Below are 23,618 nucleotides of genomic sequence, written 5' to 3' on the forward strand. Positions count from 1 at the left end.
TGACAATCGTCCATGCGACTTTTAGCGCCTTATCAAACCGGACTATGGCTGGCAGAGTATCTCGATATACGCTGCCAGTTGTGCCGTATTTATCGCAGCACGCCACAATCTCAGCTACTTCAAAATTACCTCTCATCAAGTTTTAGTAGCTTGCCAACGGCTGATCCTACACCGCACTCTCTAAACCCCTTGCCAAACAATCCTTCGTTTTTTGCTAATTTGCGCCAGCAATTTAACCACGGTTTTAACAGCGGACTACTTTGCTCACATTGTCATGACAGTATCGCGTGGTTGCCGAAACCTTTCAATGTTGACATTGCTACTGGTACGGTTTTATCTATCCAAACGGCGACTTATTATGAGTATCCGCTGCGTCAAGCGATCAGAGCTTTTAAGCACCATGAAGACATGACCAAATTGCCGTTATTGTTACATGCTATACGTCAGCTACCACGTCCTCATGGTTGTCATCATGATAATAGCGTGATTGTCGCTATGCCAACAACCGAGCAACGACTGGTCAAACGTGGCTTCGATCCTGTCAGTATTTTATCCGCGCAATTGTCTAAGCATTGGCAGATACCTTTATGGCATGGTGTAAAGCGTATTGACGACACTGTCAGTCAACAAGGGCTTACACGTGCTGAGCGCCTAAGTAATCTAGACAATGCTTTTGTTTTAATCGAAAAGCCTCCTGTGAAACGCTTATTATTGTTTGATGATGTTGCGACCACGGGTGCCAGTTTACAAGCATTGGGGCGTACACTGCTTACCCCGTCTGAAACAGTCACCATGTCAGATATTCAAACCAATTATAAATACCATCTTTCTGCCTATGCTTTAGCGCATGGAAATCAGTCTTAAAATCTGTTCCTCTCTATTGCTAACTACTAATATATTGCTAATATGTTGCCTTAACGCTATATTATTAAAATAATATATGTTTATTTGTTATTAATATTCCAAAATACTGTGCTTATCACTCAATAGCATTGCTTATAAAATGATATTTTCTAAATAGCTTGCATAACTGCTATGGCTATTGTTATTTCTATGCAAAACTTTTGTTAAATATTATGGAACAAAAATTGCATCATTTTTATTAAATAACAATAAAAAGACTGGCAAAAATGATACGAAAATATGAATTCATTGTTAGTTTTTTTGGTTCAGTATTGGTATTAGACAAACAATAGTCATTATAAAATTGCCGTTATAAATAGGGATTTGATGTGAACGCATCTACAAATAATCTACCACTTACGCTACGAACAACCAACTCAGGATTTACCCTGATTGAACTGATGGTGACGATTGCTGTGCTTGCTATTATTGTCGGTATTGCCGCGCCCAGCATCAGTAATCAGTTGGCTAATCAAAGAGTGAAGTCAACGACTGCGACGCTCGTTAATGCACTAAAAGAAGCTAAGGTAGAGAGTGTGATTCGGCGACAGGAAGTTGAGTTTAGCTTCGATGATAGCACTCATTCTATGAACATAGAAACAAAAGCTGTTAGCCCCGATGAAGTGGCAAGCTATAGCTATAGCTCAAAAAGTACCATAAAAGCGAATAAATCTTCTATTACATTTAGTCCAAGTAAGCGTGCAGATGCAGTTATTTATAATATATGTGATGACAAATCATCTGCTACGATGCAGGTTATCGTTACTGAAATCGCTAATATAAGTACTATATTAGGAGGAAGTTGTTAATGACTCAGTTTAGTAGCCAGAATGGTATAGGTTTGATCGAGGTCATGGTGGCTTTGCTACTATTAGCAGTTGCTGTATTAGGATTTAGCGCTTTGCAGATCAATGCACTTAATGCTACAGATGAGAGCTTAGTACGTAGTCGTGCTATGAGTATGTCAAAACAGCTATCAGAAAATATGCGTTTGAATACTTTAGTCGCTGATGACTTTATGACAGAGTTAAATACTTTAAATCAAGGTACAGAGAATATTACTGAGTATTGTGCCAAAGTATCACAGGCAAGCAGCGGTTTTGATCAAGATAGCTGCAAGTCAGATGCGTGTAGCGCGGAAGAAATAGCAGCATTAAACACATGGCAGGCAGCTAATTTAGGTTGTGAGCAAGACATAATGCTAAACATGACCAACTGCCCAGAGATGGCTGATATAAATGCCAGACAATGCATTATTACCTCATGGGGTAACACGATACCTGTTTTAGATGACAGTGAAGACAATGCTTGTGGAGACAGTAATGGTTCGTACAAATTAGGTTCTCGCTGTTTAATAATGGAGGCTTATTAATGAGAATCTTAACGCTTCAAGATTATCGAAAATATCAAATAGGATTTACATTAATAGAGCTTATGGTATCGCTGTTTTTGGGCTTACTAATATCTGCAGCAGCAGTACAAGTTTATATGATCAATGCAAAAACAGCAGGTGTTCAAGCAAGCGCTTCAGAGTTAGTTGAGGATGCTACCTTCAATATACCTACTATCGAAAGAAAAATTCGTCTTGCAAACTTGGGGTTAGCAGATAAAGTTGCAGCTGACCAACCTGGTTCTGGTATTGTCTTAACGAGTGCTGATAACGCAATAGAGGACGAGGATGGGAATGAAACGTTAGATAACTTTCGTAACCCTAAAGATCTAGGCGGTGATCCAAAAGTACCTAAAAATATTACTTTAGGTGGCTCTCCTGTAGAGGTAGCTTTGTTGACTCGTACTGGTGATCAAACTGTGGGCACGAAGGAAAACGAGTGGACTGGGCTGAGTAATGTGAGCTCAAAAAGTGGTCAATTAACAATTCAGTACCGTGCGCCGCAAGACATGTATGACTGCGAAGGGAAACTGGCTTTAGGGTCAAGACAAGTTACTATTGGTGGAGTAAAGGAAGTCATTGACGGTCAAATTATCATAGAGCGTTTTTATTTAAAGGCACCTAACCCATCAAAACCTACAGAGCTCTCTTTATACTGTGATGCAGGCAAGTATATTACCGAAATAATGGATGATTATATTGAACAAAGCAAACCGGCAGAAAATCTTCCCCAGTCTATTAATTTCACCAGCAACAACGAAATAAAAGATTTCGGTGATGCCGGTCAAGAGGTTATGGCCAATGTAGATTACTTCGATATATTATTATCGACTAGAAAAGGTGATGAGCTACAGTATTATACGGTGCAAGACTACTTAGATTTAGACCTTAAAGATCAACCATCTATCATAGGAATAAAGTACGGTTTAATTTTGCGCTCTGATAATGCAGTGCTAAATGAAGAAGGTCCATCTGAGTTTACTGTATTAGGTAAAGTCTCTACCTTGAATAATGGATTGAGCAAAAAGTATCTGCGCACAGTAGTAGAGTCGTATGTGACATTAAGAAACATAAGTGTTATGGATGATTAAGCAGAACCTGATGTGTAAACCTGTCCCACTTAGGTAATAATATTATGAATAAGTATCCTAAATATCAGCTGCCAACTTCTCAGGATGGAGCTACATTAATCGTAGTTTTAATGTTTCTGCTATTGATTATTGTCGTAGGTGTCATTGCTGTACGAAATAGCATGACATCATTGCGCTTAGCAACTAGTGATCAGGTTGATACCTTACTATTAACCACTTCAGATACATCTAACAAGAATATCGAAAATATTATTAATGATCCAGCCTACAGCAGTGAAAAAGCTAATATCCTCGGGTCGCTCGGATTTTTTGGTTACTTTTTGAATACGGGTGCCACGTCAAACCGTGGTGATCAGGTACTGTTTTGTTATCGCCCACGCCAAAGCTATTTTTTTAAGATGTCTGAGGCAACTATTAATACTCCATCTGGGCAAAGTAAGTTGGTAGGGGGTGCGGGTTCAAGTGGTTTTTGTCGTCCTAGCCAAGCTGATGATTTTGTCAATGCTCGTCAAAATGTCATGACTCAGGTGTCAGTGACCAGACCAAATACTCAGTCGTTACCAGTGACGCCATTTGGAAATGTGCCGTTAGAGATAACTGTCAATTCAGAGGATGCAACTAGTAGCTCACCAAGTTTTCGAATACACTCCACCTCTTTCTTGCCAGCGATGTCAAACGTATCAGACGCAAAGATTACCGAGTGTCTTAAAAAACCTAGCGAAAATGCTGAATCATTTGTAGCTGGAACTGACGAAGATGACCCTACTCAAAATACATATTTTGGCGAGACGCGTAACGAGTGTTTGGCCAAGATTGGTGTACCAGCCAAGGTGCTAGTTAAAGAAGCCAAGCTAGAGAATGATGTCAATTCTGAAAACTGTATAGATGAGGGTTATGGTAAAGGTGACGGTACAATATCTCAAGCGTGTCAGGATTTATTAGGCTTAACGCCGAATGGCAATATCGCTCAATCAGCAAAGTAACGTGACCAATATCTATAATTCGCATATAGTAGGAGCTCAACATGAAACTCATTCAATCGACCTTTGCTTTACCATTACAGTTTCGTCCTGCTGCTATCACGTTGGCGGTGGGTGCACTCATGGCATCTTCAGTTATAACCCACGCTGGCACCTCGTACGATGTCAGTGGCAACGCAAGCTATAACAAGCTTGGCGACTTGACTATTTATCAACCCAGTACCGAATCAAACAAACCTACTCTTACCTTAATGCTAGATAAGTCAGGCAGTATGGGTGGTGATCATAGCTTCACACAAGATGAAGATTATAAATATAATACTATATATGAGGCTTATAGTAAGGTTTGTAATAAGTGGCGTTGCCGAAACAATGATGATTATACGTATACTTTTTATCAATATAATAACTATGGAGATATTCCATCCGGTCTTACTTACTATCGAAATTATGAAATGTATACAGCATCGGAATTAAAGGGTAAAGATAATCAAGTATGTGTTATGAGCAATAATAGAAATACATTCTACGCACCAACTTATAATCCTATTGTTGAAGATGTAAATGGTATACGCTTAGAGTACTGCGAAAAAGATGGTGAAAGAGTTTATGACCGTATGTCAAAGCTGAAGCTTGCGCTGATAGAGCTGCTTGAGTTTGAGAACCTCAATGAGGATATCGTTATGGGCGTAGGTGCTTTTGCCTATGGTGATAATGACAGGCAAGGCCGCATTAAGGTCGCAGCCAAACCTTTAGACACAGCCCAAAAACAAAAGATCAAAGACTTCTTAGGAGATCTACGAGCCTCAGGTGTTACACCGATGGCTACAGCCTTTACTGAAGCAGGTGCTTATATGTTAGGTAACAGTACATTAGGAGGGTATTCGTCTAACTCCTACAGTGGCATGATGGATACTTATGATAGCGATATTGTGCGCGGTAGTGGTACTAATAAGTCTTATATAGCCCCGCCAACGCAGGAATGCGGGGCAAAAGGCGTCTATCTGTTGACCGATGGCTCTCCTAATAACATGAATAATGAGACCGCATTAGGACGTATGATGGGTACCGCTCTAAACACCTCAGCATTGTCTTGCCCTAGCTTCAATGGGCTACTACAAGGTGAGTCATCGGATGGTAGATGGCAGTGCATGGGAGAGTTTGCAAAGCAGTTACGTACCAAGCGAAATGTGACTACAGCAATGGTTGGCTTTGGTGCAGATTTTAGTACAGTTAACAACCCTCGCAATTACCAATCTAAAGAAATCATTCTTAATAAATTTACAGATAGTAATGGTGCACCATATAAATATGAGAAAAAGTTTTATGACTGCTCGCAAATATCAGCTAGTGACAACCCTGACGCGCGCAATGCATGCAACCTAGGTATGGAATCGGGCATCTATGATGGTGTCGGTGGCTACGGACAAGGTGGTTTTTATTTTGCTAAAGATACCAAAGATATCGTCGGTAGTGTGCTATCGGTCATCGAAGACCTAAAGGCAGAGTTACCAAGTGTCCCAGCCGGTACCATCACAGTCCCCGCAGATCCGCTCAGTAGTTTGGGCGTGAAACCCTATGCTTATCTGCCGATGTTAGAGCCAAAGGTAGGTAGTAATGTGGCAATCTGGCCAGGCAATCTAAAGAAGTATCACGTTAAGCAAGCCACATTGTTTGGACAAGATGACAAAAGACTTTATATCGATGAGGATGGGGATGGTTTTCCTGATGACTTAAACCCAGATGCCCAAGATATTTGGAGCACAAAGAATGAAACTATGCTCAACGATGCTGGCGACAGCATTAACGTAAACAATAGAATCACAGCGGGTGGTTTTTATGCTCAGCTAAAGACTCCAAAGACTACAGATAATACCACACGTAATGTCTATGTCGAAAACACTGTGGGTGGTAAAACACAACTGCTTAAAGTAGGTGTCAAAGACGGCGTACTGCAAGGATTCGACACACTTGATAACTCATATAATACCTTGAGGAAATTATACCTATTAAGCTTCTTAGGTTATGATGCCAGCCCCACTCAGGCAGAAGCGAATCGTATCAATACTTCCGCTGTAGGCGTGCAAGCAGAGCTCAAAAAAATCATCATTAAGCCACCAGGTGACATAAAAGTGCTGGGTGGTGTCATCCACTCCAGACCGACACTCATCTCTTATGGTGCCAAGATTAATGCGAATGACAAAGATGCTGATGGTGATGGTAAAATAGATGCCGATGCAGGTATGGTGGCGACTGATGAGAGTAGCCGCGATGACTATGTGATGTTTGGCTCCATGGAAGGTGCTTTGCATATCGCTTCAGCAGATAGTGGACAAGAGAGTCTGGCATTTATCCCAAAGACTATTCTTAATAAGCAGATTGAAGCCTTGCAGCCAGAGGGTACTATCGCAGATGCGCCTGTCTTTGGCATTGATGCGCCGTGGGCAGTTCAAGGCAGTTATAAGTACGATTTTAGTTCGCCCACATCTGAGTCATCTGGCAAAATTGTTGCTGATAAAGTCTATGTCTATGGTGGTCTTCGCCAAGGTGGTAAAGGACTATATGGTCTAGATGTTAGCAACCTAAACAGTCCAAAAATGCTGTTTAGCCTCGATGCAACAGGTGATTATCAGGCATTAGGAAAGGTATGGAGTGAACCAGTCTCTGGTAAGATAAAAGTTGGTACGGGAAAAAATAGCATTAAAGATGTAATTATCTTCGGTGGCGGTTACGATGAGTGCTATGAAGACCCGACATTTAAGCTGAACAGTTCAAACAATGAGTTTGCAGAATGTAAAAGTAAACCAGTTGCAGATGGTAATGCAGTCTATATTGCAGACGCCAAAACAGGCGATATAATTTGGTCGATATCAGGCCGAACCTCAGGTGCCTCTGGCAAACATATTCAAGTGTCCGAGATGAAACATAGCGTAGTAGGTAAAATTACCACGCTAGATCGTGATGATGATGGCATGATTGATCATCTATATTTTGCTGATTTAGGTGGAAAGTTGTTTCGCGTAGATTTGCGTAATGGGCAGGCTATCAGTGGCAGTGCTGGTATCAATAACTTTACCCGCCGCATCGTAAAAGTACTTGATGCTAACTCAGGAACACTCGAAACAGAAGGGCTACAGCGCCGGTTTTATGGTCAGCCATCTGTGAGCTTTTATAAAGATCAAAGCGTTCTATTTGCGCTAGTCAACATTGCCTCTGGTGATAGAAGTAATCCAATATCGCGTTTACGCAATACGATCCCTAGCCAGTCTGATCGACTGTTCGGTATTATTGATCGAGATATCGCCAGTCCAGGACTGTATGGTAAGGATGCAATGATAACGCTAGCGACCAAAGACCTTAATTCAGACAATTTGATTGAATTGCCTTTTAATCAAAGCAATACCAGTGCAACTAAGGCAGGCGTGAAATCACCGATGCGGCCAAATGTCGCAACTTCACAAGGTTGGTTCTATCCATTGAATCAGTTTGACGGTAATAGTAAAGTTAAAAATGTTAAATCGATGGGTGATGGCATGGCCGTTGGTGGTCTTTATTATATGACGGCATATAGCCCAGAAATGAAATATGATGATACCAGTGGCTGTGCGGCTCAGATCGTTGGTGGTTCAGAGCGTCAGATATACTGCTTGCCTTACGGTATCTGTGAGCAAGAGGGTGCTACAACAGACAAATCATCAAATGGTACAGCTGGGTTTGTACGTGCAGGTAAAGGTATTCAAGAGCTGGCTTTCGGTGCGTTCAATCCAGCGAACCCTACCACGCGCATCATGCTAGGTACTCAGTCATTTAGTGAGTTAGTTAACTCAGATAATCGTCTCGAGTTTGGTGGTGCTTGGTCATCAGATAAAGATTCAGGATTAGATACCAGCTGTCCTAGCGGTAGTTGTAAAGGATCGAGTCTTGATGCAAACAATGAAAACGCTAGTGGCTCTGGCGGTGGTAATGTCAGTATTATGGACTACCGCTTATTTACTACCAGATGGTATGAGCAGTTATCGGAGTCAGTGAATGACTAGACATGGCAACAGCTTTCAGCGGTTATTGAGCGGTGTGTTGGCAAGTCGCTACGGAGACCCAACTGCCCAAAAAGGCTTCACGCTCATTGAGGTGATGATCGTTGTGGTTATCTTAGCTATTTTGGCAGCTATCGCTGTCCCAAGCTATAGACAATATACGATCGTTAATGCTGAACGTGACACCCAAGCCAAGATGCTGCAGTTACAGTTAGAGCTAGAGCGTTGGCGTGCTACTGCTCTCACTTATAAAGGCTTTGTACCACAAACAGTTGATAGCAATGGTGATACTGATTACAGCTATGCAGACACGGATGATACCATCATCAATGTGCCTGCGGGTAGTGGCGATGATTACACCTATCGCATTACCCTAGTTGATGGTGATACATCAGGCACGCCTAAAAGCTTAGTCGCAGCGATAGGTGTGGACAATGTCACAGGACGCACATGGAAAATGCTTGCAGCACCTAATCCTACTGGTTATATCAAAACTGGCAGCAAAATCATGCTTACTAGCTCTGGTATCAGATGTATGACAACGACGACTATCGCGATTGGAGCAGTAGACTGTGGTAATAATGCTCAGGTGTGGTAATAATGAAAAATAATATGACAAAGATAAACCAGACACGAGGCTTTACGCTTATAGAGTTGCTGATAGTCGTTGCTATCATCGGTATCTTAGCGGCTATCGCTTACCCAAGCTATCAGGGATATATTGAAAGAAGTCATCGTGCCGATACGATGAGCGAGTTACAAAACATTGCTGCTACTATCAAAAGTCGCAAGCTGGCACAAGGGCAATATAGCAACGCGTTACTCACTGGTCTCGGTGGTAATTTCCCACAAAGTAATTCACTTTATACGATCAGCTTTGATCCAGATCCGCTGACTTATGAATGGACAATTATAGCGTCACCCATAGCAGGTACCCGAATGGCTGGTGATGGTGATCTAACGTTTGACTATCGTGGGCTGAAATGTCGCAACGCAACCTGTGGTATGGATAATGAATGGCGATAAAATGGATATTTAGGGCTGATTGACAAAAAACGTCAGTTTGATTTACTATCTACTCTCAAAATAATATCAATGGACAATATTTAGTAGGCTAAGCGTAACATTTACTGTCGGTTAATACTGGATTGAACGGCTTAAAAGCTTAATAAAGTAATAAAAATCAAATAATCAGCCTAAATATATACTATAAGTAGTAATTTGGCACATTATATGCAGCATTTAAAATAAGAAAGAAATTTTATTTATAACTGACAGTAAGACTATTAATCTACCGTCATATTATCCCAAAGGACAAGTCTATGAATTCTCAAAAAGGTTTTACATTAATTGAACTAATGATCGTTGTTGCTATTATCGGTATCCTAGCGGCGATTGCTATTCCTGCTTATCAGAACTATACTAGAAATGCTATTGATAATCAGTGTCTAGCATCTACTAAAAACTATACAAGTCAATTTAATTTACATGAGAACGACCCTACTGATACAACTCCAGCACCTAATGTAGATGATTTTAAAACTGATAACTGCACTATTGCGGCGCCAGCAGATGTTGATAGCAAGTCAACAATTGTGGGGACTATTACAAAGGGTAATAAAGCTAGTGCTAATTGTGTTGTTGCAACTGGTCAATGTAAATTGATAGATAAAGTGTAACCCCTTAATCTATATAATTTATTATAAAAAAACCAAACGTACTGTTTGGTTTTTTTATGTCTAAAGTTTGGAATACATATTGTTTAGCACTTATTTTAGGATATTTTGTGGCACAACAAATGCAATAGTTAAATCAAACATAGTCAGATTAACTGTATATATGTATTCAACTTCAGAATGTTACGGAAAAAAGCAATCCGGCTTTACTTTGATAGAGCTTATGACCATTATTGCTATTATTAGTATTTTAGCCAGTATTTCTATAACTGCATATCGCTCTTATGTCACAAAAGGGCAAAACAATGCCTGTTTGTCAGAAGCCAGAAACTATAGTATTCAGGTTTATTTGGCTATCAACGATCCTGAGGTTAGTGTGCTACCTACGGCACCAGTAGTGAGTGCTTGTCAATCAACTACTGATGCAGCGGGTTGGACAATGGCAACTCAACAAAAAATAATTGCTGTCGCGAAATCTCCATCTAATGTCCGTATAGAGTGTGATATTCCTAATGGAGCGCCTTGTCGGATTCTGCCTTAAATTTTTATTTTGCTTTTTTACGCATAAAAAACCACCTAATAGTAATTGCTACTAGGTGGTTTTTTTCAGAAGTCAAAATAGCTACTTCTCTAAATACTGAATCTTACCTTCCACACCATCCCACTTTTCAGCTTCTGGCAATTGACCTTTCATCTCTGTGATGTTTGGCCATTTTTGTGCCAGTTCTTCGTTTAGCTGAGTGAATATCTCTTGCCCTTTTGGTACTTCATCTTCTGAGAAGATGGCATTAGCGGGACATTCAGGCTCGCATAGTGCGCAGTCGATGCACTCGTCAGGATCGATGACGAGGAAGTTCGGGCCTTCATAAAAGCAGTCCACAGGACAGACTTCCACACAGTCGGTGTATTTGCAAAGAATGCAGTTATCTGTAACGACAAAGGTCATAGTGAGGTCTACCTGTTATTGGATTGGCTGATATAGTTCATCCCTTTTAAAAGAGTTACTGTGCTCACCGTGCTTGACGTATTATTGGTACATCTGCACTTGGTTGCCATGATTTTCTTTTAAAGTGAATCAACGATAAGGGCTACATAGAATAGTTGGAAAATAAGGCACATTTTAACGCCTTTACGACTAATTGACAATTCCCTTTAATGACTAATGATTTTCTTCAAATGATAGAGTAAATCATGCGCTTGCTTTGGCGTTAAGGTATCAGGATCAATCGCACTTAGCTCATCCTGTAAGCTAAACAGCTGATTTTGTTGTGGAATATCAGCCATTATTTGAGATTGATTGGTGGTTTTTATATCAGCTCTCTCTATTTCATGACCATTCATATGATCGCATTTATCATTTACTGACTTAGCTAATTCATTTTTGTCATCAACGGTTCTTACGCTTTCTGCCTCAATAGGGTCTAATTTTAAGTTATCTGCTAAGTAGCGCTTGGCATCATCCAGTACTTGGGTAGGAATCCCTGCCATTTTTGCCACATGCAGACCAAAGCTAGAACTTGCTGCACCATCTTTGATTTGATGCAGTAGTAACAGTTGACCGTCGATTTCGCTAGCAGCGACATGGACGTTGCGGATAAGTTTGTCATTGCTGCCACTGCTTTCTTTATAGTTTTCCGCCAATTTTGTCAGCTCAAAGTAGTGAGTGGCAAATAATGTCAGGCAGCCAATCTCTAGCAATCGATTAACGCAAGCATGAGCAATGGCCAAACCGTCAGTGGTCGCTGTGCCGCGTCCGACTTCATCCATCAGCACCAACGATTTGTTGGTCGCTTGATTGAGAATATTAGCCGTTTCAATCATTTCTACCATAAAGGTGGATTTGCCGCCCGCCAAATCATCAGCTGAGCCAATACGGGTAAAGATACGGTCGATATCGCCGATATGAGCACGCGCTGCTGGCACAAAGCTACCGCAATGAGCGAGTAGAACAATCAGCGCGGTTTGGCGCATATAGGTCGATTTACCACCCATATTAGGCCCAGTAATCATCAATAATCTTTCAGGGTTTTCATCACTGCCTAGTGCACAATCATTAGCGACAAAATGGCTGCTATGCTTGGCAGAAGTATTGCTGTGGGTATGAATAGGGTTGAGTGCGGCTTCGACGACGACATGACGACCTGCTTTAATATCAATACTGGTTTGACTTTTATGGTTCAAGCCATTTTTTAAGTGACTGTTTTTTAAGCCACTATCTTCTTTTGAGTCGTTACTCATGACTGGGCGCTGCCAGTTATACATAACTGCAAGCTGTGCCCAATTACTGAGCACATCTATTTGCGCAACCACAGCGCTCAGTTGTTGCAGTTCGGCTAAATGGCTACTAAGTTCAGTTAAGAGTTCGTGATACAGCTGCTTTTCACGGGTTAATGCTAAGCTTTGCGCGCTTAGATATTCTGTCTCAACTTCTTTTAGCTCGTCAGTGATAAATCGCTCGCTACTTTTGAGCGTTTGCCGACGGATAAAATGCGCTGGTGCATTTTTTGCCTGCATTTTAGGCAATTCAAAATAAAAGCCGCTAACCTTGTTAAAGCCTACTTTTAGACTGGATAACTGGCTCTCTTGACGCGCGCGTTCTACCATCTCATCCAATGTCACTTGGATATTGTCATGCAGATGAGTCAGGCGATCAAACTCAGCATCAAAACCTGCGGCAAGCATGCCGCCATCACGAATATGGGCAGGTGGTTCTGCAATAATGGCTCGCTCAATCAGCTCAGCGACGGACTGTATGGCAGGTAACTGCGCAGGCAATTGTTGCATTAGCATCGGCAACAGTCCTGCTTGCTCATGGCGAATACCTGCATTCGTCAGTAGCATCGTAAGCTGGGCGCTACTAGCAATACCCTCAGCAAGTTTACGCAGGTCACGCGGCTTGGCACTCATTAGTCCAATGCGGCTACTAATACGTTCGATATCGCCAATGGCGTTTAGGGTTTCGCGTATGTTGGTAACTAATGAGATATTTCCCGAGCTTTGCTCAGACTGTTTATCAGTATTTAACAAACTGGTTATGGCATCTAGGCGTAAATTAATGCGCGCATGCTGACGCAGTGGGCGTTTCATTTGCTGCACCAGTAAGCGTCGACCCATCGGCGTTTGACAATGATTAAGGACAGATATTAATGACGTACCATTACTGCTAACGGGGGTAAATAGCTCAAGATTTTGCTGACTATTGGCATCAATAATCAAATAATCGTCACTGTATTCTATGATTAGCTGGTTGAGTTGTGGCACATGACGCTGCTGAGTTTGCCGCGCATAATGTATGAGCGCTGCACAGCTAGATTGAGCAAGAAGTGCGTCATTGATTCCTAGTCCATCAAGGCGCTGCACGTCAAACTGCTGGCAAAGGGTTGCGCTGGCATGCTCACGATGGAAGTCATTTGCCGCCACTTGGATAATAGGACAGTCGAGGTGTTGACGTAGCCACAGCATCCAATCTTCGTGAAGACTTTCACTAAGTGCTTCGCTAACGATACATTCACTAGGCGCAAAGCGTGCCAGCACCGTCAGCATTTGCGTTTGCAAATTTTTAACATCATCATGGCTGTTATTATAGCTGGCACTAAGCGTTTGCGTCGTTAGTGTTCCAGCGGCTAAATCCATTTGGCTAATGGCAGCTTGCAAAGATTGTTTGCTGTTCGATTTAGGTATCTCGATATCAATGGCGACCACAGTTGGCGTATGATTGGGCGCAATTAAAGCATCATCAGTAATTGTCCCTGCGGTCAGCGTTTTAACCACTTCACGGCGCATAATGCTGCCAGCAGCAGATTTGCTTTTATCTTTTTTCTGCTTATCGCCCATCGTCGGAGCATTGGACGGGTTATTCATGTTGTCAGTGCCAGTGGCTGATTCGTCAATTTGCTCACACACAACGACGGTTTGCCCAGCAGCTATCAACCTTGCCATGTAGCTATCGGCCGCATGAAAAGGCACACCTGCCATGGCAATGATATTGCCCGCTTTATCCGTACCACGGCGAGTCAAGGTGATGTCTAATATTTGTGCCGCGCGCTTGGCATCATCAAAAAATAACTCATAAAAATCACCCATGCGGTACAGCAGTAACGCTTGTGGATAGTTGGCTTTCATGGTTAGATATTGCACCATCATCGGCGTATGATCTGCCAAGTGATAAACGGTATTGCCTACCATTAACTGATCGGGGGTCAAAGGTGTCGCGGTCTGTTGTTTTGATATTGCGTACTTCGACGGAGTAGGTTTTTTGGCGTTAAGATTTTGAGCGGATGGCTTAGCGGTCATGCAGAGTCTCTTATAATGCTTCAATGGGTTTGTAGTCAGCAGGCGTTAAATGGACGACGGTATAGTCAGATCAGTGTGAAAAATAGATGAGAAAAACACTCGCTTATGAGTGGTTGATTTGTAGAATTCTGGTTGATTTTTACCAAAATAGCTTTATTAAAGGGTCATCATAGCGCGCAAATTTAGCAGTCGAAAAACTAAGAAGTGTGAAAGTGTAACTACTATTTTAACACGTCCAGCCGTGCTTTTACGTCGGCAAATATCTACTCGCTGCCCTTGTATCCATCGGCGTCATAACCATATATAATGACGTCACACTTAATTGGGCGATACTTCATTAGGCGACACTTCATTAGGCAGTACCTTATTAATTAGTACTTTGTTAAGAGGTGCTTTGTTAACAAAAGGTACGTAGTCAGGTGATGACTGTAATGACAAGGCGGCAGCGGGCGAAGCTTTGGCTAATGCGCACTAATTATCGAATATTTCCATAGGTCAAAAAATTATGTTATCAAAGATTATAGGCAGTGTGGTTGGCACTAAAAATGACCGCGAATTAAAGCGCATGCGCAAAGTGGTCAGCAAAATCAACGCACAAGAGGCTGCGGTACAAGCCCTGTCTGATGAGCAATTACAACAAAAAACCGAAGAATTTAAAGCACGACACCAACAAGGTGAAAGCTTAGATGCACTGCTACCAGAAGCGTTTGCCGTCTGCCGTGAAGCGTCATTACGCGTCAATGGCATGCGTCATTATGATGTGCAGCTGATCGGTGGTATCACCCTGCACGAAGGCAAAATCGCTGAGATGAAAACGGGTGAAGGTAAAACCCTAATGGGTACTTTGGCGATGTACCTCAATGCCATCAGCGGCAAGGGTGTCCATCTGGTTACGGTCAACGATTATTTGGCGGCGCGTGATGCTGAATTGAACCGTCCATTATTTGGCTTTTTAGGCATGACCGTCGGTGTCATTTATTCACAGCAGCCGCCACAAGAAAAAATCGACGCCTATCAAGCGGATATCACTTACGGTACCAATAACGAATACGGCTTTGATTATCTGCGCGATAACATGGTCTTTAGTTTGAAAGAGAAAAAGCAGCGTCCATTAAACTTCTGTATTATCGATGAAATTGACTCTATTTTAATCGATGAGGCTCGTACGCCGCTGATTATCTCAGGTCAAGCCGAAGATTCTTCACGTATGTACGCGCTGATTAATACCATTATCCCGGTGCTGATTCGCTCAAAAGATGAAGAGGCCAATAAGAATAATGAAGAAGAAGATTTCTGGATTGATGAGAAGAACCGTCAAATCGAAATCAGTGAAAAAGGCTATGAAAAAATTGAGCGCTTCTTAATCGAAGTCGGTGAGTTGGGTGAAAATGAAAGTTTATACAGCCCAAGCCGTTTGCCATTATTGGCTCACGTACAAGCTGCCATTCGCGCCCATCATGTATTCGTTAAAAACGTACACTATATCGTCGATGATGGTGAAGTAGTTATCGTTGATGAAAACACCGGTCGCACCATGCCGGGTCGCCGTTGGTCAGAAGGTCTGCATCAAGCGGTAGAAGCCAAAGAAAACGTCGAAATTCAAGCAGAAAACCAAACGCTTGCGACCACGACGTTCCAGAACTACTTCCGTTTGTATGAAAAATTATCAGGCATGACAGGTACCGCTGATACCGAGGCAGCAGAATTCAAATCAACTTATGACTTAGATGTCATCGTGATTCCGACGCACGAGCCGATTGCTCGTATCGATATGGATGACCAGATTTTCTTAACCAAGTTAGGTAAATACAAAGGTATCATTCGCGAAATCAAAGAGATTCAAGCCAAAGGTGCTCCAGTCTTGGTTGGTACGGCGACGATTGAAGCCAGTGAAGAGTTGTCTTACTTGCTCGATCAAGAAGGCGTCAAGCATAACGTCCTAAACGCCAAACAACACGAGCGTGAAGCCGAAATCATCGCGCAGGCAGGTAGTCCAAAGGCTGTGACGATCGCGACCAACATGGCTGGTCGTGGTACCGATATTATCCTTGGTGGTAACTGGCAATCGTTTATTGAAGATATCGATTCGGTCAGCCCTGAAGAAATGGCGCGCCTAAAAGCAGAATGGCAAGTCAAGCATGACCAAGTGGTTGCGGCTGGCGGTTTGCATATCATTGGTTCTGAGCGCCATGAATCACGTCGTATCGATAACCAGCTACGGGGTCGCGCCGGTCGTCAAGGCGATCCTGGGATGTCGCGTTTCTTTTTATCGCTCGAAGATGACTTGATGCGTATCTTTGCTGGTGACCGCGTCGTAAATATGATGCGTGCCATGGGTCTGAAAGAAGATGAAGCTATTGAGCATAAAATGGTCTCAAAATCGATTGAAAATGCCCAAGGTAAAGTAGAAAGCCGTGATTTTGATGCGCGTAAAAATCTGTTGAAATATGATGACGTCGCCAATGAGCAGCGTAAAGTGATCTATGGTCAGCGTGATGACTTGCTAGCAGAGATGGATTTGCTTGAAGCCATTGAGATTATGCACGAAGAAGTCTATAACGCCATGATTAACCAGTTTATTCCGCCAGGTTCTATCGATGACCAATGGAATATTGATGGCTTAGAAGACGAGCTTGAAAATGAATTTAAGATTGCGATGCCGATCAATGATTGGCTCGATGAAGATCGCCGCTTAGATGAAGAAGGGTTGCGTGCCAAAATCATCCAAACGGCTATCGATCGCTATCATAGCCGCCGTGAGCAGATGGGCGAAAAAGATGCTGCCCAGCTTGAGCGTCACTTTATGCTACAGAGCTTAGACAAGCATTGGAAAGAGCATTTGACCCAAATGGATCAGCTGCGTAAAGGCATTCATCTGCGTGGTTATGCACAGAAAAACCCTGAGCAAGAATATAAGCGTGAATCATTTGAGCTGTTCCAAATGATGCTTGGCGCAATTAAATCTGAGACCGTTCAAGATTTATCACGTGTCCATATTCCGACCAAAGAAGAGCTAGAAGCGCTGGAAATACAGCAGCGTGAGAATGCTGCTCATATGCAAATGCAGTTCGAGCATAGTGATATTGATAATATGGATAGCGGGGCTGAAAAAGCCGCCGCGCAAAATCGCAATCTTGCTGGTAGTGCGGTCGCAGGTGCTATTGTGGGTAGTGGTAATAATGCCAATGAGGCAGACCCATACGCTGGTATGAATATCAGTCGTAACGCCCCATGCCCTTGTGGTTCAGGTCTTAAGTACAAGCAATGTCATGGTAAAATATAGCATTCATAAGCGAATATTGATAATAAACACTTAAGCATTGCTGCTTATATATCTTTAATATTCGTTAGTCTCAAAAGCCCTTATCTATTTTAGATAAGGGCTTTTCTGTATTTGCTCATATTCTTTGTCTCTATATTATCTTGAATCGACTATATTATTTGTAGATAGTAAAGTTGACTCTTCACAAACGTGTTGGCTATATTTTGTATTGATTACTTACAAATTCAACATAGGCGTGAATTTATGGACACGTTATAGTGTTTAACATATTCATTGGGGAAAGTGTTATGACTATAGAATTATTAAAAAAATTGCGTACTTCTGTGGCGCTCACTGGCTTACTTGCTGGCGTTCTGACGCTTGGTGCTTGTCAGCAACAGTCAGACACAGAAGCGGGTATAGATGATGGCGCCCATAGCGAAGAAACGGTACCGATGTCCGCTGAACCTGCTGAGCCTAATGAGGTGGTTGTCGATACAGCGGATGCATCGCTTAGTGAAGTACAGGATGATACCGTAGCTTCGGTCAATAGTGGCGTCAGTCAAATAGCCTATCTGTGCTCACCCGAGCTGAAAGTTAATGCAACTTATAAAGAAGATGCCAAACAAGTAGTCATCGCGACTGATACGGGTACGGTGACATTAAATAAAACCAATGATGCCAGTAATCCAGAAGTGTTCGAAGTAGCAACTGCTATTGATGGTAGTCAGGGCTTTACCCAGTGGCGTGTAGCACACGAAGCGCGTGAGACGGGTGTGATGCGTACAGCAGGTACAGATGCGGCGAACGTCAGCACTTATGAATGTAAAAAAACCTCATAATAAGTAAGCAATCAAGAAAAAAGCAACGATAACGTTGCTTTTTTTTATGTCTAGTTTTAATGAGTCAGAAAAATTATTTATGAGGATTGGCGCTAGACTCATGTGCCAAAAATCCCTCTTCCTTCACATCTAATTCTTCATGCTTAAGCACTACTTGGATACTATCTGTATGGGTATGAGTGCTTTTATTGATATCGATTTCTTGGATAGCATAAGTGTCTTTAGTAATGGTAGCCACTTGACGTGATAGGACAATTTCAATCGGCTCATCACCAATTTCGATCTGTTTGCCATTCACGGTAACGACCGCCTTGCTATCTAACGATGGCTCGACATGGCGCAATATATCCTTTTCATCATAATTGCCTGACAATAAGTCCTGACTTTTCGCATCGTGGTATTCAGTGCGAATAGTAATATATTCTTCTACCAACTCAATAGGCACGTCAATGGTCTTAGTACGAGCGTGCTTGGTCACCGTTACTTTACCGACATCTAAACGCTCTTTGTTGATGACAGGACGCTCTTCTAATAGCTCCAAGTGTCCAACATTATGATTGCTCTTATCTATGTCATTACTGCTTATATCATTACTTTCTATGTCATTAGCTACTGTGCCATTATGAGTATCAATTGGGACCGTTATAGCGTTTGGTGTCACTTGCTTGTTATGTAAACTCTCTTGTAGAAAGCTATCGTTCGGGATGCTGTCGTCGTGATTGCTAGTCATCATAATGTCCTTATCTTTATCAAATAATCGTTATACAATATTTTAGAGCCATTTTTGCAGATTTTGCAAGGTTAGCCTTATCAGATGTCATTAAGTATTTTTAATTCCTAAGTATTTTTGAGTATAATAAGCAAAAAAAGACCAGAGGCATGCTCTGGTCTTAATTCACTAAGTAAAAATACTTAGCTGCTTATTACGGTCATGTATTGCTTGGCGATCTTATTTTTTAATAACAGCCAAACAGTATGACGGTTTAGCGTATTACATACCACGAGCGCGGCGTACGTCTTCTGCAGTAATACCATCACGGTCGATTATGTTGCCTTCGCGGTCTACTACGTTGCCATCGCGATCGATATCTAGTTCTTCACGTTGGATAGTCTCAACGATAGTTTCAGTATGACGTTCAGTGGTTTTACCGACGTTCACTTCTTCAGATACGTAAGTGTCTTTACCAACGCGGGCACGTTCAGCCTCTAGTTCAACCTCAATGGTTTGATTGCCATCAATGTCACCGATACGGCGATCTGTTGGACGATCTACGTTAGTACGCTGGATATTAGCATGCTCTTCTTCTATCTCAACATCGACATTGCGCTCTTCGGTCACTATATGCTTACCAACTTTAACCAAACCTGCCACGATACGATCTTTATTGACGGTCAAGCGCTCTTCTAGTAGCTCTAGTGTGTTTGGTGCGTCATAGGCATGGTCTGCAATCTCCATACGCTCTGCAACTGGAACTGTATCAGCGACAAATGCTTGACGATCCTTTTGATACTGATCTTTGTAGCTATACTGATAATCATGGTCATATACTTCCATGGCATCAACTTGAGCCTTGGTCAAGCTGTCAAAGAATACGTCATCACCAACGATACGTGCCAGACCTGCTGGTACTAATACTTCTTTTGAGCTGAACCAGCCGCCTGCATCAACGATCAAATAACGAATGCGACCAGTAGTGTCTTCTACTAATGCACCTTCAATTTTACCGATTTTTTCTTCGTTGACACCATAAGCAGTTTTACCTGTTGGGTCATAATAATCATCACCGATTAAATCTTTATGAGTAGCTTGGATATCTTTTAAACGAATTAGTTGGCTCATTGTTGTCTTCCTTTTTTATGAGTTAATCATTATTAATTATTTTAAAAACAATCGTTGTTTTGGAAAGGTTAAATTTCTAGTAAAAATATTTTTATAATAAAAGGTGTAGCAAGCCATGTGAGTAGCCTCTACATCGACTTGTAAGAATCTTAACATCATGATTTTCGATGAGATATATGAGCAAGGTAGCAAAGTGTGCGCTTGAAGTAATTGCGTGTAATAGGCTGTAAGTGGCATAACATAGCTGGGGTCAAAAATTAACGTGTCTTTACACAGAGCAATATTTCTAGCTTATTTAAGAGTCATAGACACAGAAAAACCGCAAAGCAAATAGCGATGCGGTTCCTGATATTTTGAAAATTTTATAAGAAACGATAATGATAGAGGCTAATTTAATATAGCAATCGATTAATTAATCTACTTGAGTGTTAAGCAAGTTCAATAGCAACAGCCACGGCTTCACCGCCACCAATACAAAGTGTTGCAACGCCTTTTTTGCCGCCAGTACGCTTGAGAGAGTTGATAAGCGTGATCAAGATACGAGCACCTGAACAGCCTACTGGATGACCGAGTGCACAAGCGCCGCCTTCAACGTTTACTTTGGCATGGTCGATTTTTAGCTCGTCCATCGCCGCCATGGTTACCATTGCAAACGCTTCGTTGATTTCCCATAAGTCAACATCAGCGACTGACCAACCAGCACTAGCCAATACTTTTTCAATTGCACCAATCGGAGCAATGGTAAATTCGCTTGGGTGACGAGAGTTTGATGCGGTTGCAACGATACGCGCTTGATAGTCAAGGCCCTCAGCTTTCGCTTGCGATTCCTTCATGACCACAACCGCTGCCGCACCGTCTGAGATTGAGCTGGCGTTTGCTGCCGTGATGGTACCATCTTTAGCGAAGGCTGGACGTAGAGTAGGGATACGCTCAGCATTAGCAAGCGCTGGTTGCTCATCGGTATCGACGGTTTGCTCGCCTTTACGGGTTTTAAAAGTCACTGGCGTGATTTCATCTTTGAAGTGGTCATCTTTGATAGCAGTGAGCGCACGGTTCAGCGATTCGATAGCAAACGCATCCATTTGCTCACGGGTATAGCCTTTTTCATCAGCCATTTCCTGTGCGAACATACCCATCAATTTGCCAGTTTCAGCATCTTCTAAACCGTCTAGGAACATGTGATCTTTGACTTCTTTATGTCCCATACGGTAGCCGCCACGTGACCCTGGCATGATGTATGGCGCATTGGTCATTGATTCCATGCCACCAGCGACTGCCACATTGAAACTACCAGCTTTGATGCCGTCATGTGCTTGCATGACTGCTTTTAGCCCTGAACCACAAAGCTTGTTAATAGTGACAGCACCAGTTGCATCAGATAAACCTGCATTACGCATCGCTTGACGCGCAGGACCTTGACCCAAGCCTGCAGTCAAGATACAGCCCATAATGACCTCGTCAATACTATCGACTGCCACACCTGAGCGTTCGACAGCGGCTTTAATAGCAGCACCACCAAGTTCAGTTGCGCTCATATCTTTTAGTGCGCCTTGGAAGCCGCCCATTGGGGTACGTGCGCCGTTTAAAATTACAATTGCATCATTTGACATCGTTATTATTCCTTTTTACGTATTTTAAATGAGTTTGTTTTAATTAAAACCAAACGCGGACTAGATAGCATCTTTTAGGCTCAATAACTGCAGGCTTTATGCTAGCTCATCTAAGCGAATGCGTACTACTTTATCAGTAATGGTCTCTAATTTTTCAATTTTTTCGATGGCTAGATTCATCTGACTTTCGACCACGGGCAGCGTCAAAATAATAACCGGAACTTGACCAACTTTGTGCGCAGGTTTTTGTAAAATCGCATCGATATTAATACCAGCATCGCTTAGAATGCGAGTAATATCTGCCAACACACCAGGGCTGTCATAAGCGTGTACGCGTAAATAATAACCGGTAATCATCTGCTCAGCGCGCAATATGGGCGTGTCTGATAGCTGCTCAGGGATAAATGCTAAATGCGGCACATGGTGACCGTGGTTGTTTTGATTACTGTTGCTTTCATCGCTACTGTCTTTGCTACCTAGAACACGCACCAAGTCCATCACATCGGCCATCACCGCAGAAGCCGTCGCACCAGCGCCAGCACCATCACCGCAATATAACGTCTGTCCAAGCGGATGGGAGTTTACCAATACCGCATTTTTTACGCCATTGACGTTGGCGAGTAACGCATCCTGCGGAATTAGCGTTGGGTGTACGCGCAGCTCGATACCAGAAGCCTCATCATTACCTTGACCATCACGGCGTACGGCAAAGCCCAAATGCTTGATACGGTAGCCAAGCTCTTCCGCATAGTTGACGTCTTGTAAGGTGATACCAGTGATGCCTTCACAGTAGACCTTGTCAAATTGCAGCGGAATACCAAAGGCGATAGAGGCGAGTAATGCCAGTTTATGAGCCGCATCAATACCTTCGACATCAAAAGTCGGATCTGCTTCTGCATAACCCAATTCTTGTGCTTCGCTCAACACTTCGGCAAACGGGCGACCTTTGTCACGCATTTCGGTCATGATAAAGTTGCCAGTACCGTTGATGATACCTGCTAGCCAATCGATTTTATTGGCAGCGAGCGCTTCGCGCATGACTTTAATAATGGGGATACCGCCTGCGACTGCTGCTTCATAAGCGACATGGACGTTATGCTCTTCAGCAAAGGCAAAGATTTCGTTGCCATGCTCCGCCAATAGCGCCTTATTTGCAGTCACCACATGCTTGCCGTTTTTAATGGCGTGCATAATTACGTCTTTGGCAAGGGTCGTACCGCCAATCACCTCGACGACGATATCGACATTGTCGCTTGCAGCAGTTGCCATCAAGTCACTGTTTTGCATAATATTGGGATCAATATCATCACGATGACGGCGCGTACCAACTTCGGTAATGATAATGTCGCGTCCGCTACGGCGTTTTAGCTCATTTAAGTTGTCATTGATTAGATTGATCACGCCCGTTCCGACGGTGCCCAGACCAAGTATCGCTAGTTTGATGGAATTACTCACAGTATCCTCAAGAGGTTAAATATAATGAACCAATGATAACGCTGTCACAGAGTCAAATGCGCATGCGCTACTAGCTGTAGTAGTTGCGTGCATTTTGACAGTCGCAGCTTTATCGATTTCTCATTACAGTTGAATAAAAAATACTCAAATAAAAAGTATGCTGCTGATTTTTCATAGCGCTTTATCGTATCATACCGACAAGCAGTTGTGACGTCTACACAATGTCGCCATCGTCATAGATA

18 protein-coding genes are annotated in these 23,618 nt (G+C 42.5%); 12 read left to right on the forward strand and 6 right to left on the reverse strand.

The features are described from left to right. The first annotated feature begins 12 nt into the window (after positions 1 to 12). The 10 genes from I3252_RS05955 (at position 13) to I3252_RS14255 (ending at position 10,615) form a co-directional block, all read left to right on the forward strand. Complete coding sequence (locus I3252_RS05955) at positions 13 to 864, forward strand: ComF family protein (RefSeq protein WP_201560015.1); 852 nt, start codon at positions 13 to 15, stop codon at positions 862 to 864. Between the two features lie 368 nt (positions 865 to 1,232). Beyond that, entirely contained in the window at positions 1,233 to 1,712 is a 480-nt protein-coding gene (locus I3252_RS05960) for a prepilin-type N-terminal cleavage/methylation domain-containing protein (RefSeq protein ID WP_201560014.1), read from the forward strand. Beyond that, the gene (pilV, locus tag I3252_RS05965) at positions 1,712 to 2,275 is read left to right on the forward strand and encodes a type IV pilus modification protein PilV (RefSeq protein ID WP_201560013.1); all 564 of its coding nucleotides are present in this window, start codon (positions 1,712 to 1,714) and stop codon (positions 2,273 to 2,275) included. Before I3252_RS05960 ends, pilV begins: the two co-directional genes overlap by 1 nt. Continuing rightward, entirely contained in the window at positions 2,275 to 3,384 is a 1,110-nt protein-coding gene (locus tag I3252_RS05970) for a PilW family protein (protein WP_201560043.1), read from the forward strand. The genes pilV and I3252_RS05970 overlap by 1 nt, the downstream gene beginning before the upstream one ends. 44 nt (positions 3,385 to 3,428) lie before the next feature. Continuing rightward, a complete protein-coding gene (locus I3252_RS05975; RefSeq protein WP_238034542.1) occupies positions 3,429 to 4,367 on the forward strand; it encodes a pilus assembly PilX N-terminal domain-containing protein in 939 nt (312 codons plus the stop codon). 41 nt (positions 4,368 to 4,408) lie between these two features. After that, entirely contained in the window at positions 4,409 to 8,401 is a 3,993-nt protein-coding gene (locus I3252_RS05980) for a PilC/PilY family type IV pilus protein (protein ID WP_238034543.1), read from the forward strand. Then, the gene (locus tag I3252_RS14250; protein WP_275949298.1) at positions 8,394 to 8,996 is read left to right on the forward strand and encodes a prepilin-type N-terminal cleavage/methylation domain-containing protein; all 603 of its coding nucleotides are present in this window, start codon (positions 8,394 to 8,396) and stop codon (positions 8,994 to 8,996) included. Before I3252_RS05980 ends, I3252_RS14250 begins: the two co-directional genes overlap by 8 nt. Before the next feature lie 14 nt (positions 8,997 to 9,010). Continuing rightward, complete coding sequence (locus tag I3252_RS05995; protein ID WP_275949299.1) at positions 9,011 to 9,424, forward strand: type IV pilin protein; 414 nt, start codon at positions 9,011 to 9,013, stop codon at positions 9,422 to 9,424. Between the two features lie 296 nt (positions 9,425 to 9,720). Next, complete coding sequence (locus I3252_RS14280; protein ID WP_345945879.1) at positions 9,721 to 10,077, forward strand: prepilin-type N-terminal cleavage/methylation domain-containing protein; 357 nt, start codon at positions 9,721 to 9,723, stop codon at positions 10,075 to 10,077. 79 nt (positions 10,078 to 10,156) lie between these two features. Further along, positions 10,157 to 10,615, forward strand: coding sequence for a prepilin-type N-terminal cleavage/methylation domain-containing protein (locus tag I3252_RS14255; RefSeq protein WP_275949300.1), 459 nt, complete (start codon positions 10,157 to 10,159; stop codon positions 10,613 to 10,615). A gap of 81 nt (positions 10,616 to 10,696) precedes the next feature. On the opposite strand, the gene fdxA is transcribed toward I3252_RS14255, so the two are convergent. Both fdxA and mutS read right to left on the reverse strand, forming a co-directional pair. After that, positions 10,697 to 11,020, reverse strand: coding sequence for a ferredoxin FdxA (gene fdxA / locus I3252_RS06010; RefSeq protein WP_201631722.1), 324 nt, complete (start codon positions 11,018 to 11,020; stop codon positions 10,697 to 10,699). A gap of 206 nt (positions 11,021 to 11,226) precedes the next feature. After that, complete coding sequence (gene mutS / locus I3252_RS06015) at positions 11,227 to 14,367, reverse strand: DNA mismatch repair protein MutS (protein ID WP_238034544.1); 3,141 nt, start codon at positions 14,365 to 14,367, stop codon at positions 11,227 to 11,229. 505 nt (positions 14,368 to 14,872) lie between these two features. On the opposite strand from mutS, the gene secA reads away from it, so the two are divergent. Then, positions 14,873 to 17,650 carry a preprotein translocase subunit SecA gene (gene secA, locus I3252_RS06020; protein ID WP_045443474.1) on the forward strand — a complete coding sequence of 926 codons (2,778 nt, stop codon included), beginning with the start codon at positions 14,873 to 14,875 and terminating at the stop codon, positions 17,648 to 17,650. A 287-nt stretch (positions 17,651 to 17,937) separates the two neighbouring features. Next, the gene (locus tag I3252_RS06025; RefSeq protein WP_109592336.1) at positions 17,938 to 18,471 is read left to right on the forward strand and encodes a hypothetical protein; all 534 of its coding nucleotides are present in this window, start codon (positions 17,938 to 17,940) and stop codon (positions 18,469 to 18,471) included. A gap of 73 nt (positions 18,472 to 18,544) precedes the next feature. On the opposite strand, the gene I3252_RS06030 is transcribed toward I3252_RS06025, so the two are convergent. From I3252_RS06030 to I3252_RS06045, 4 genes are all read right to left on the reverse strand, one after another. Continuing rightward, positions 18,545 to 19,201, reverse strand: coding sequence for a YsnF/AvaK domain-containing protein (locus I3252_RS06030; protein WP_238034545.1), 657 nt, complete (start codon positions 19,199 to 19,201; stop codon positions 18,545 to 18,547). 261 nt (positions 19,202 to 19,462) lie between these two features. Next, positions 19,463 to 20,311, reverse strand: a complete 849-nt coding sequence (locus I3252_RS06035; protein WP_238034546.1) for a PRC and DUF2382 domain-containing protein — start codon at positions 20,309 to 20,311, stop codon at positions 19,463 to 19,465. Between the two features lie 428 nt (positions 20,312 to 20,739). Beyond that, positions 20,740 to 21,921 carry a thiolase family protein gene (locus I3252_RS06040; protein ID WP_109592340.1) on the reverse strand — a complete coding sequence of 394 codons (1,182 nt, stop codon included), beginning with the start codon at positions 21,919 to 21,921 and terminating at the stop codon, positions 20,740 to 20,742. Between the two features lie 96 nt (positions 21,922 to 22,017). Then, complete coding sequence (locus tag I3252_RS06045; RefSeq protein WP_238034547.1) at positions 22,018 to 23,376, reverse strand: homoserine dehydrogenase; 1,359 nt, start codon at positions 23,374 to 23,376, stop codon at positions 22,018 to 22,020. Positions 23,377 to 23,618 lie beyond the last annotated feature (242 nt).

This window comes from Psychrobacter sp. Ps4 (assembly GCF_022129285.1).
GTDB classification, from domain to species: Bacteria; Pseudomonadota; Gammaproteobacteria; order Pseudomonadales; family Moraxellaceae; genus Psychrobacter; species Psychrobacter immobilis_A.

Coding starts and splice junctions, on each gene's coding strand:
- I3252_RS05975 (WP_238034542.1), top strand. CDS start 3,429: ATGAATAAGTATCCTAAATATCAGCTGCCAACTTCTCAGGATGGAGCT.
- I3252_RS05955 (WP_201560015.1), top strand. CDS start 13: ATGCGACTTTTAGCGCCTTATCAAACCGGACTATGGCTGGCAGAGTAT.
- pilV (WP_201560013.1), top strand. CDS start 1,712: ATGACTCAGTTTAGTAGCCAGAATGGTATAGGTTTGATCGAGGTCATG.
- I3252_RS05995 (WP_275949299.1), top strand. CDS start 9,011: ATGACAAAGATAAACCAGACACGAGGCTTTACGCTTATAGAGTTGCTG.
- I3252_RS06035 (WP_238034546.1), bottom strand. CDS start 20,311: ATGAGCCAACTAATTCGTTTAAAAGATATCCAAGCTACTCATAAAGAT.
- I3252_RS14280 (WP_345945879.1), top strand. CDS start 9,721: ATGAATTCTCAAAAAGGTTTTACATTAATTGAACTAATGATCGTTGTT.
- fdxA (WP_201631722.1), bottom strand. CDS start 11,020: ATGACCTTTGTCGTTACAGATAACTGCATTCTTTGCAAATACACCGAC.
- secA (WP_045443474.1), top strand. CDS start 14,873: ATGTTATCAAAGATTATAGGCAGTGTGGTTGGCACTAAAAATGACCGC.
- I3252_RS05980 (WP_238034543.1), top strand. CDS start 4,409: ATGAAACTCATTCAATCGACCTTTGCTTTACCATTACAGTTTCGTCCT.
- mutS (WP_238034544.1), bottom strand. CDS start 14,367: ATGACCGCTAAGCCATCCGCTCAAAATCTTAACGCCAAAAAACCTACT.
- I3252_RS05970 (WP_201560043.1), top strand. CDS start 2,275: ATGAGAATCTTAACGCTTCAAGATTATCGAAAATATCAAATAGGATTT.
- I3252_RS06040 (WP_109592340.1), bottom strand. CDS start 21,921: ATGTCAAATGATGCAATTGTAATTTTAAACGGCGCACGTACCCCAATG.
- I3252_RS14250 (WP_275949298.1), top strand. CDS start 8,394: ATGACTAGACATGGCAACAGCTTTCAGCGGTTATTGAGCGGTGTGTTG.
- I3252_RS06030 (WP_238034545.1), bottom strand. CDS start 19,201: ATGACTAGCAATCACGACGACAGCATCCCGAACGATAGCTTTCTACAA.
- I3252_RS06025 (WP_109592336.1), top strand. CDS start 17,938: ATGACTATAGAATTATTAAAAAAATTGCGTACTTCTGTGGCGCTCACT.